This window comes from Prosthecobacter gellanilyticus (assembly GCF_007992435.1).
GTDB classification, from domain to species: Bacteria; Verrucomicrobiota; Verrucomicrobiia; order Verrucomicrobiales; family Verrucomicrobiaceae; genus Prosthecobacter; species Prosthecobacter gellanilyticus.
The window spans coordinates 67,602-75,902 of the sequence record NZ_BKAG01000035.1 but is presented as its reverse complement, the minus strand read 5'-3'; the positions used below and the strand labels follow the sequence as shown (position 1 = coordinate 75,902).

Genomic DNA, 8,301 nt, shown 5'->3' with positions numbered 1-8,301 from the left:
AATCGCGATGATGAAGGCGGTGCGCGGCGTGGTGCATGAGAACCTGACGGCCGAGCAGGGCTTCCAGATGTTCAATGATCTGAAGGGCAAGTAAGCCAGGTGCTGCAGGCTGGAAGCTTGCACTTTATGAATTCAAAACCGGGCAACCAAGATGGTTGCACCACATTGAGAGCAGCCGAGACCCGGCTGCTTTCTTTTTGGGGTGAAACTGAGGTGGAATGGTTACCGCAGGGGGGTGCCGCGCGTTTGGCTGGCGGTGTGTCTCGTTTCTCTCATAAACTCCGCGCCTCGTGATTTCCGAAAGTTTCGACGTGCAGGACTGTCTTCAGCGCATTCGCGCTGGGGATCTGTCGTCGGCACAGAGGCTGATCGAGCATCTGCATCCACTGGTGCGCCGATGGGTGAGGAATCATCTGCCTCGGCGGGAGAGCGAGGAGGACCTGATGCAGGAGGTGTTTTTAAAACTGCTGCAGAAGCTGGACAGTTATCAGCCGCGCGCTGGCGTGCCTTTCGAGCACTGGGTGAGCCGGCTGACGGTGCGCACGTGCCTGGATGCGCTGCGCGCGGAGAGAGCGCGACCCGAATGGCGGATGGCGGATCTGAGCGACGGAGAGACGGAGTGGCTCGATTACCTGCTCAACAAGCAGGCAGACACCCCGCATGTGCCGGATCGCGAGGCAAAGAGCATTGTCACAAGATTGCTGGCGCAGCTTTCGCCATCCGACCGGCTGGTGCTGACGCTGCTGGATCTGGAAGAAAAGAGCACGCAGGAGATTTCCGAACTCACCGGCTGGACCCGGCCCATGGTCAAGATGCGGGCCATGCGGGCGAGGCGCAAACTGCGAGGCATCGCGCAGGAGATGAAGCTCGATACCTAACCAACACTATTTCATTTAACCGCAGATGACGCAGAGGGCACCGATGATCCAAACCCAAGCCACCTTTTATTTTTGCCATGAATGACTTTGACTCACGCTGGCAGTCTGCTGCTCAGGCTGCGCGACGCGCGCCGGACGAGGTTTCGGCGGAGCTGCCTTTTGGTTTCGCGACCCGAGTGCTGGCGCGCTTTGAAAACACACCTGCGGAACCCTGGCTGGATCTGCTGACCTCACTGGGACTGCGCGCGATGCTGACCTCGGCGGTGCTGTTCGTCGCGAGTGCGGCACTGGTGGCGTGGCAGATGGATTTCATCACGCTGGCACCGACGCTGATCGAGTCACCGATCTCCCCTTCCCTGTTTCTGCCATGATGATCTCACGTCGTTTCAAGGCCGGCTGCCTCATGACTCTGCTCATCGGGTTCTGCTTGGGCATCGGGTTTGTGTTTGGCGTGCTGGCGCATTCGGCCTGGAAGAAAAAGACGGAGCAGCCTGCGTTCCTGAAATGGGCGGCGATGAATCATCTGAAGAAGCTGAAGCCCACGGCAGAGCAGCAGCCGAGGCTGGAAGCGAAGGTGGATGAAGCGCTGAGCGAGCTGATGGGCTTCAAGAAGCAGGCGATGATCAACATCTGGGAGATCATCGACCGCACCACGACGAGCATTGATGGAGACCTGACGCCGGAGCAGAAGGCGGAGTGGGACAAGATCAAGCCGAAGCGGCCGGATGATGTGAAGTGACGTGATCCCGACTGCTTCAACTCAGGGGCGCTCTTCGATGTCGAGGACCTTCAGAGGAGGCAGATCACGGAGGGTTTCATCGTTCAGCGTCATGTGGCTGCCGTGCCTCTTCAGAGGGACGAAGATGGTGCTGCCATCGTTGAAGCCGACCATGATCTTTTTCCCGCGCCAACTGCGACCGCGAACATGATGCATGAAGAAGCCCGGGTGCCACTTGGGCGGCCATGAGGTGTCGAGTGCGTTCTCGAAGATCAACGGCGTGCGGTCGGGTGATTTCGTGGAGAGGCCTGCGACGAGCATCCAATGATTTTCGCCTGGCTCCAGGGCCTTGGGGAATTTGGGAGCGTCTCCGAGGTTGCCGTCAGGAACAAAGGGGCTTCTGGGAGCACTGAACAAGTGTTCGTCCTGCGCGAGGTTGGACATATAAAGCTCACGGAAAGCTATGTTGGAGGTGGCCTTTTCATCGTGCTTGGAATCAGGATACTTTCCCCCGTTGTCCTGGGCCCAAGCCCTGAGGCTGATCACGATGTTGCGAGCCAGGCCACTGACACGTAGCTCTTCGTTCCCATCATTAATCACCATCCACAATGAGAACATGGCTAGAGCGCCAAACAGCATCACGGCAATCAGAGTGGCCAGACAACTGCGGCGAGAAGGCGGGGGACTATCGGTGGGTTGCAAGGGGCGATGGATTGCAGGCATGAGAGCCTGTTTCTTGCCGTGAAGTCGAGCCAATTGATGATCGTATGACGGGCAAGATCAGAGGAGGAGCGAGAAGCCTGCGAAGGCATGGTCATGGGTGAAATCGCCACTTCTCGCGCACCTGCCGGTGCGCATGGAGAGAACGCGAACGTTGACGATACTATCCGGTGGTTCTCGCTCGCCAAGCCTCGCTTCACCACCGGCTAATCTCTCTCGAGCCTCCGGCTCGCCAAACTGGCGCAGAAGTCTCAAAAACTTATGGGTAAAGATCAGCGCTAAGGCTCGGCAACCCTTCGCTATGATGCGGAAGGCCGTTGGCCTTCGATCCATGACTACTTAGCAGCGGGTTTTGCCACTGATCCTTGAGCCGTTCTATTGATCGAGGCTCAAGGAGTGGAAATCTTTATCGAGAGTTTGTTACCGCTTCGGATTGGGGGCGTTAAGCCCCTCGTCACCCAACTCTCCACCTCATCCTTATCATGCTTTTTTCGACTGTTCTTACCTGGCTGCTGATCGCAGTGGCATTTGTTGTGGCGCTTCCGGCGCTCTGGCTGCTGGCGCGGGGGCTGTGGCCGGAACGGGTGGAGAAGCAGCGGCTGGTGGCGGGACGCGGGCTGTTGAAGAGCTTTTTTATCGGGCTGGTGCCGCTCATCGGGGGCATTTTTCTGATCACGATCATCTCGAAGCTTCCGAAGATGGGGGCGCTGGCGGTGCTGGTGGGCGGGGCGCTGCTGGCCTGGGGATTGATTGGCGCGGGTGGCATTGCTGCATTGGTGGGTGAGAGACTTTGGCCGCAGGTGGAGCCGTGGAGGCAGACGAAACATGGCGGGCTGACGCTGATCTGCTGCGCGCTGCTGCCTGTGGTTGGCTGGGCCGTTTTGCTGCCGCTGCTGGCGATTCTGGGCTGGGGGATCAATGTCCGGACCTGGTTTGTGCGTGTGGAAAAGATGGGGCGTGCGGCTGAGGCCAGCCGCGACGGTCTGCTGAGCACGGAGATGCCTGCTGCCTGATCTACCCTTATTTATTTGAGCTATGAAGACTTCCCGCCGTGCCTTGCTGCGCAGCGCTGCTCTCGGCGCGGGTGCGCTGGCCTCGTGTGAGCGGGTGGTGACGCAGATCAATCGTGGATTGTTAGGCGAGGCGGTGCCCGCCAAGCTGGCGCTGACGACGGGCGCGGAGATTGATGCGGATTTTCATCTGCTCTCACGCGCGGCTTTCGGTCCCTGGCCGGGGGATGTGCAGCGGGTGAAGAAGATGGGGCGCGAGGCCTGGCTGGAGGAGCAGCTGCACCCGGATCGGATCGATGACTCGGCCTGCGATCTGCGGGCGGAGAGGTTTGAGTCGATCTACTTCAGCGCGGGGGATGCGTATGAATTTCGCAAGCCGGTGCTGCGGGATGAGATCACGCGGCATTCGCTGCTGCGGGCGGTCTACAGCCGCCGCCAGCTGCATGAGGTGATGGTGGAGTTCTGGACGGACCATCTGAACATCGATCTGGAGAAGGGTGACTGCATTTATCTGAAGCCGAGCGATGACCGGGATGTGATCCGCAAGCATGCGCTGGGGAATTTTCATGAGCTGATCCGCGCCTCCGCGACGTCTCCGGCGATGCTGGTGTATCTGGACGGGAAGTCCAACAAGGTGCGCAAGAACACGGCGGACAAGCCTAACGAAAATTACGCTCGCGAGCTGATGGAGCTGCACACGATGGGGGTGCACGGCGGCTACACGCAGAGTGATGTGTCCGAGGCGGCGCGCTGCCTGAGCGGGTGGACGTTTGACCGAAACCGGTTCTTCGCGCTGAACCAGGGCGAGTCGTTTTTCAATGCCTCATGGCATGATGACGGCATCAAGCAGGTGCTGGGGACGATCATCCCGCCGGGAGGTGGGGAGAAGGATCTGGACCGGCTGGTGAAGATCGTGTGTGATCACCCGAGCACGGCGAAGTTTGTGTCCACGAAGCTGTGCAAGCGCTTCATCCGCATGGAGCCGCCCGCAAGCGCTGTGGAGACCGTGGCGGCGGAGTTCACCAGGACGCACGGGGACATCAGGTGCGTGCTGCGGGCGCTCTTCAACACGCCGGAGTTTGCGGCGAGCCAGGGGCAGCTTTTGAAGCGGCCTTTCAAGTTCATGGTCTCGGCCATGCGGGCGCTGGCGACGGACACGACGGCTGAGAAGACGGTGCTGGAACCGCTGCAGCGGATGGGGCATGGGCTTTTCCAATATCCGACACCGGATGGTTATCCGGATGAGGAGCTGCCGTGGATGGGGACGCTGATGTGGCGCTGGAACTTTGGCCTGGCGCTGGCTTCCGGCAAGCAGGGCGACACGCGCGTGGAGCTGTGGCGGCTGGCGAAGAGCCTGGGCGCGACGAATGATGCTTCCACGTGGTTTTCTTATCTCACGGGACGGACGCCGAAGCCTGAGGAGCTGGCGGCCTTCAAGGATGCGGAAGAGGCTCAACTCGTCGGACTCATCCTCGCGAGTCCGGCCTTCCAGAGATGCTGATTTTATGATGACGCGACGCTCTTTGATCTCGAAGCTGGCACTCGCAGCCGCGCCGACCTTTGCGGCGGTGCCGCGTGAGGAATCTCACACGCTTATTCATGTGTTTCTGCGCGGGGGTGCGGACACGCTGAACCTAGTGGTGCCGCATGCGGATGACCGCTACTACCGGCTGCGGCCGGGGCTGGCGATCCCGAAGAAGGATGTAATCCAGCTCAATGACCGCTACGGCCTGCATCCGACGATGAAGCCGCTGGAGGGCCTGTATAAAGACGGACGATTTGGGGCGGTGCAGTCCGTCGGCGTGGACAACACGAGCGGCTCGCATTTCGACTGCCAGGACCAGATGGAGCATGGCGACTCGATGCATGGAAGTCCTGCGGGTGGTGGATGGTTAGGCCGCTTTTTGCGACTGAATGCGACGGAGGCCAGCTCGGCTCTGTCCGCGGTGGCGATCGGCACGGCGCTGCCGGAATCTCTGCGTGGTGCGCCAGCGGTGAGCGTGCTGGAGAGGATCGAGGACATTGCCATCAGGACCGGGAAGAAGGGCGAGGACTCCACGAAGGTGGTGCAGGCGCTGCAAGCGATGTATGGCGCGGAGGTGACCTTGTTAGGCCAGCGTGGCGTGGAGACCCTGGACCTGTTTCAGCGGGTGTCCGCCCTGCAGGGCAAGGCGGAGGCACCGGAGCATGGCGCGGAGTATCCGAAGGATGGTTTTGGCAACGGGCTGCGGGAGATCGCGCGGCTGGTGAAGGCCCGTCTGGGGCTGCAGGTGGCGTGCATCGACCTGGGTGGATGGGACACGCATTTCTTCCAGGGGAACTCGAGCGGCACGCAGGCGGAGAGGATCAAGACGCTGGCGGAAGGTCTGGCGGCACTGGACCTGGACCTGACGTCTCACCGAACGAATTATACGATCATGGTGACGACGGAGTTCGGGCGGCGTGTGTATGAGAACGCGAGCCTGGGCACGGATCATGGACGCGGGTTTGCGCTGATGGCGCTGGGTGACCGCGTGAAAGGCGGGCAGGTGCTGGGCGCATGGCCGATCCAGGCGGAGGAGGAGATCAATGTGAACACGCCGGGACCGGGTGGTCTGCATGCGGAGACGGATTACCGGCAGGTGTTTGGCGAGGTGCTGAACGGATGCTTCAGCGGCGCGGATCTGAGGCAGGTGTTTCCGGGGGTGGAGCTCAAGCCGGTGGGGCTGATGTGATGCGGGATTTTAACCGCAGATGACGCAGATATGCGCAGATGGGACGGGGACGGGAATGGTGGGCAGGGCAAGAGGACTGAAAATTGGTTGGGCGGGGGAGTTTGGGCTTCGGGGAGATGGGGGAATGGAGAATGGAAAACTGAAAATGGAGGAAAGGGGGGAGATCCAGGGGCGCGGTGGGGTTGGACAGGCTCGGACCTTGGGGGAGGTGGCGGGGTGGCGTGAGTTTGAGCTAGGGACGAGCACAGCTCGTCCCTACCGGGGAGTTTTGGTGGCGCTGCCGCGCCGGGGTCAAAATTGAACCACTGACGCTTTTTAAGCAGCGCGTTCGCGGGTCTGGCGGAGGCGGCGGGCGCGGGCGGCCTGGTGCTTCTGCTGGGCGACCTCGGGATTGCGGTGGGAGGTGAGGCAGGCGAACTTCAGGGCGACGTCATCAAGCTCCTCCTGGGAGACCACTTCGACGCGGTGCGAGATGATGTAACGGCCGAGACCTTCTGTGAGCATGTAAGGCAGACGCTGGGCCTCAAAGCGGGGCTCGGAATCAAAGTAGATGATGGGGAAGAGGGAGGCCTCCGGGAAGTCCAGATACTTCGCCAATGCCTTCACGTGATAGGCGCTGCGAATGATGGGATTGACGAAGCGCTTGCGGCCATCTTCCTGAATGAGAGTCCACTCACGGTCATCTAGTCCGCCGGAGATGAGACCATTTTCAGGCTGGTCCTGAATGACGAAGATACCATACCTGGAGAGCACGACGTGGTGCAGGCGCGTGTTACCATCGTTGTCCAGACGGGGCACATACACGTCATTGTAGATCTTGTAGTGCTCCGGCGGGAGCCTGCGCAGGGACATGGGGACGGTGCGCTGAAGCCTAGCCTGACCGCGGGACACGCCTGACTCGTGAGATGCGCTTTTACCTTTCAAGATCCGGCCCAGCACCCATACCGCCAGCAGGAAGCCGACGAAGCAAAGCGGCAGGGCAACCATCCAGTAGCGCTCCAGAAGGTTAAAGATGAGGTCTAGAAGTTCGTTTAGGATTTTCATAAACGGTCATTCCCGTTACGTTCGCCGAAGCATCTTCATCACGGATTTTTTAGGGCTTCGCTGAGGGGCACGGCAGCGCCCGCTGGAAGCTCAGGGGGGAAGTCCACCTCACCCTTGGCTTTGCGCTTGGCGGCGGCTTCCTCTTCTTTCTCCGCCTTCTTCGCACGATCGCGGGCGGATTTCTTCTCTTTGCCGGTGCTGGGCACCATGTCGAGCATGTCAGATGAGGACTCGGCATTGGCTTTCTTGAGCGCCTGGATGCGGGGATACTCTTTGTCCATGGAGGCGATGAGCTCCTCCGGGAGGCCGCGCCAGATGGTGAAGAGGCCATCCGCCACGACTTCATCAATGGTGACGTAGTCGACCACGGCTGCATTGACCATGCTGACGAGCATGCCGCCCTGCTGAAGACGGGTGACGATCTCGAGGGCGTTCGTGCCTTTGAAGTCGAGTTTCAAGGTGACGCCGTAGGTGCCGTCCTCCGCAGGGAAGGAATGGAAGGCGACGATGCTTTTGTGGGTGAACTCAGGGATGACCTTCAGGACGACCTCCTTGCCCTCGATGTTCCGGCGGAAGATGGTCTTTGGCGAGTCCATCGAGGAGCCCTCCGAGAAGACGGTGATGAGCACCTTCGGATCTTTGTCAAAAGGCGAGGTGCAGGAGGTCACGCTCATCGAGGCAAGGATGAGTGCGAACAAGGAGGCGACTATGCGGAGGGGGGGGCGGCGCATGGAATTCCCGCAGGAAACCAAAGATGTGACAGAAATGCAAGGCCTCAGGAGAGGTGGAGATGGGGGATACTGCGGAAGTGGGAGGCTATTTATGATTTATGATTTATGATTTTGGGGGAGCAGGGCGCGGTGTCCAAAGGGTCCGCTTGGGTCACTTTGGAGATGGGCGGGGAGGGTGGAGGGTGCGGACGCTATGAATAATTTTTTCACAGGAGATTTGGAGTTTTGGACAGTCCTTCGCCGAGGCTACGGACTGCAAGGTGGGGAGGACTGGCCGACGGAACACACGGAAAGGGACGGGAGCCGGAGGGGGAGTTTACTGTTGTTTACGGTGGTTTCAGAGGAGGGGATCGCGGGAGCCGTTTACGATTGTTTACGGTGGTTGACGGTTGTTTACGGTGGTTTGAGAAAGGGGAAGCCGATCCGGGTAAATCCGACTGGATCCGACCTGGGGAGGTGCACAGGCCTCGGTGAGGTGAGATTAGC

The 8,301-nt window shown here is 60.2% G+C and carries 9 protein-coding genes; 6 read left to right on the top strand and 3 right to left on the bottom strand.

Going from position 1 to position 8,301, the window contains the following annotated elements; translation table 11 throughout:
- Positions 1–290: 290 nt before the first annotated feature.
- From BGE01nite_RS20215 to BGE01nite_RS20205, 3 genes are all read left to right on the top strand, one after another.
- On the top strand, positions 291–878 hold the full coding sequence (locus BGE01nite_RS20215) for an RNA polymerase sigma factor (RefSeq protein ID WP_146853034.1): 588 nt from the start codon (positions 291–293) through the stop codon (positions 876–878).
- 77 nt (positions 879–955) lie between these two features.
- On the top strand, positions 956–1,249 hold the full coding sequence (locus BGE01nite_RS20210) for a hypothetical protein (RefSeq protein WP_146853032.1): 294 nt from the start codon (positions 956–958) through the stop codon (positions 1,247–1,249).
- Positions 1,246–1,617 carry a hypothetical protein gene (locus tag BGE01nite_RS20205; RefSeq protein ID WP_146853031.1) on the top strand — a complete coding sequence of 124 codons (372 nt, stop codon included), beginning with the start codon at positions 1,246–1,248 and terminating at the stop codon, positions 1,615–1,617. Before BGE01nite_RS20210 ends, BGE01nite_RS20205 begins: the two co-directional genes overlap by 4 nt.
- A gap of 21 nt (positions 1,618–1,638) precedes the next feature.
- Here BGE01nite_RS20205 and BGE01nite_RS20200 read toward each other — a convergent pair whose 3' ends face one another.
- Positions 1,639–2,040 carry a hypothetical protein gene (locus tag BGE01nite_RS20200; RefSeq protein WP_146853029.1) on the bottom strand — a complete coding sequence of 134 codons (402 nt, stop codon included), beginning with the start codon at positions 2,038–2,040 and terminating at the stop codon, positions 1,639–1,641.
- Positions 2,041–2,798: 758 nt separating this feature from the next.
- Here BGE01nite_RS20200 and BGE01nite_RS20195 point away from each other — a divergent pair.
- Genes BGE01nite_RS20195 through BGE01nite_RS20185 form a run of 3 tightly spaced genes read left to right on the top strand, consistent with a single transcriptional unit; the run spans position 2,799 to position 6,040 of the window.
- Positions 2,799–3,329, top strand: a complete 531-nt coding sequence (locus BGE01nite_RS20195; protein ID WP_146853028.1) for a hypothetical protein — start codon at positions 2,799–2,801, stop codon at positions 3,327–3,329.
- Positions 3,330–3,351: 22 nt separating this feature from the next.
- Positions 3,352–4,827: a DUF1800 domain-containing protein gene (locus BGE01nite_RS20190; protein ID WP_146853026.1), complete on the top strand. Its 1,476-nt coding sequence runs from the start codon at positions 3,352–3,354 to the stop codon at positions 4,825–4,827.
- Between the two features lie 4 nt (positions 4,828–4,831).
- On the top strand, positions 4,832–6,040 hold the full coding sequence (locus BGE01nite_RS20185) for a DUF1501 domain-containing protein (RefSeq protein ID WP_170266923.1): 1,209 nt from the start codon (positions 4,832–4,834) through the stop codon (positions 6,038–6,040).
- A gap of 315 nt (positions 6,041–6,355) precedes the next feature.
- Here the strand turns inward: BGE01nite_RS20185 and BGE01nite_RS20180 are convergent, their stop codons facing one another.
- Positions 6,356–7,084 (bottom strand): nuclease-related domain-containing protein, encoded by a 729-nt coding sequence (locus tag BGE01nite_RS20180; protein WP_146853022.1) that lies wholly within the window; start codon positions 7,082–7,084, stop codon positions 6,356–6,358.
- A gap of 38 nt (positions 7,085–7,122) precedes the next feature.
- Positions 7,123–7,815 carry a hypothetical protein gene (locus BGE01nite_RS20175; RefSeq protein ID WP_146853020.1) on the bottom strand — a complete coding sequence of 231 codons (693 nt, stop codon included), beginning with the start codon at positions 7,813–7,815 and terminating at the stop codon, positions 7,123–7,125.
- Positions 7,816–8,301: the final 486 nt, after the last annotated feature.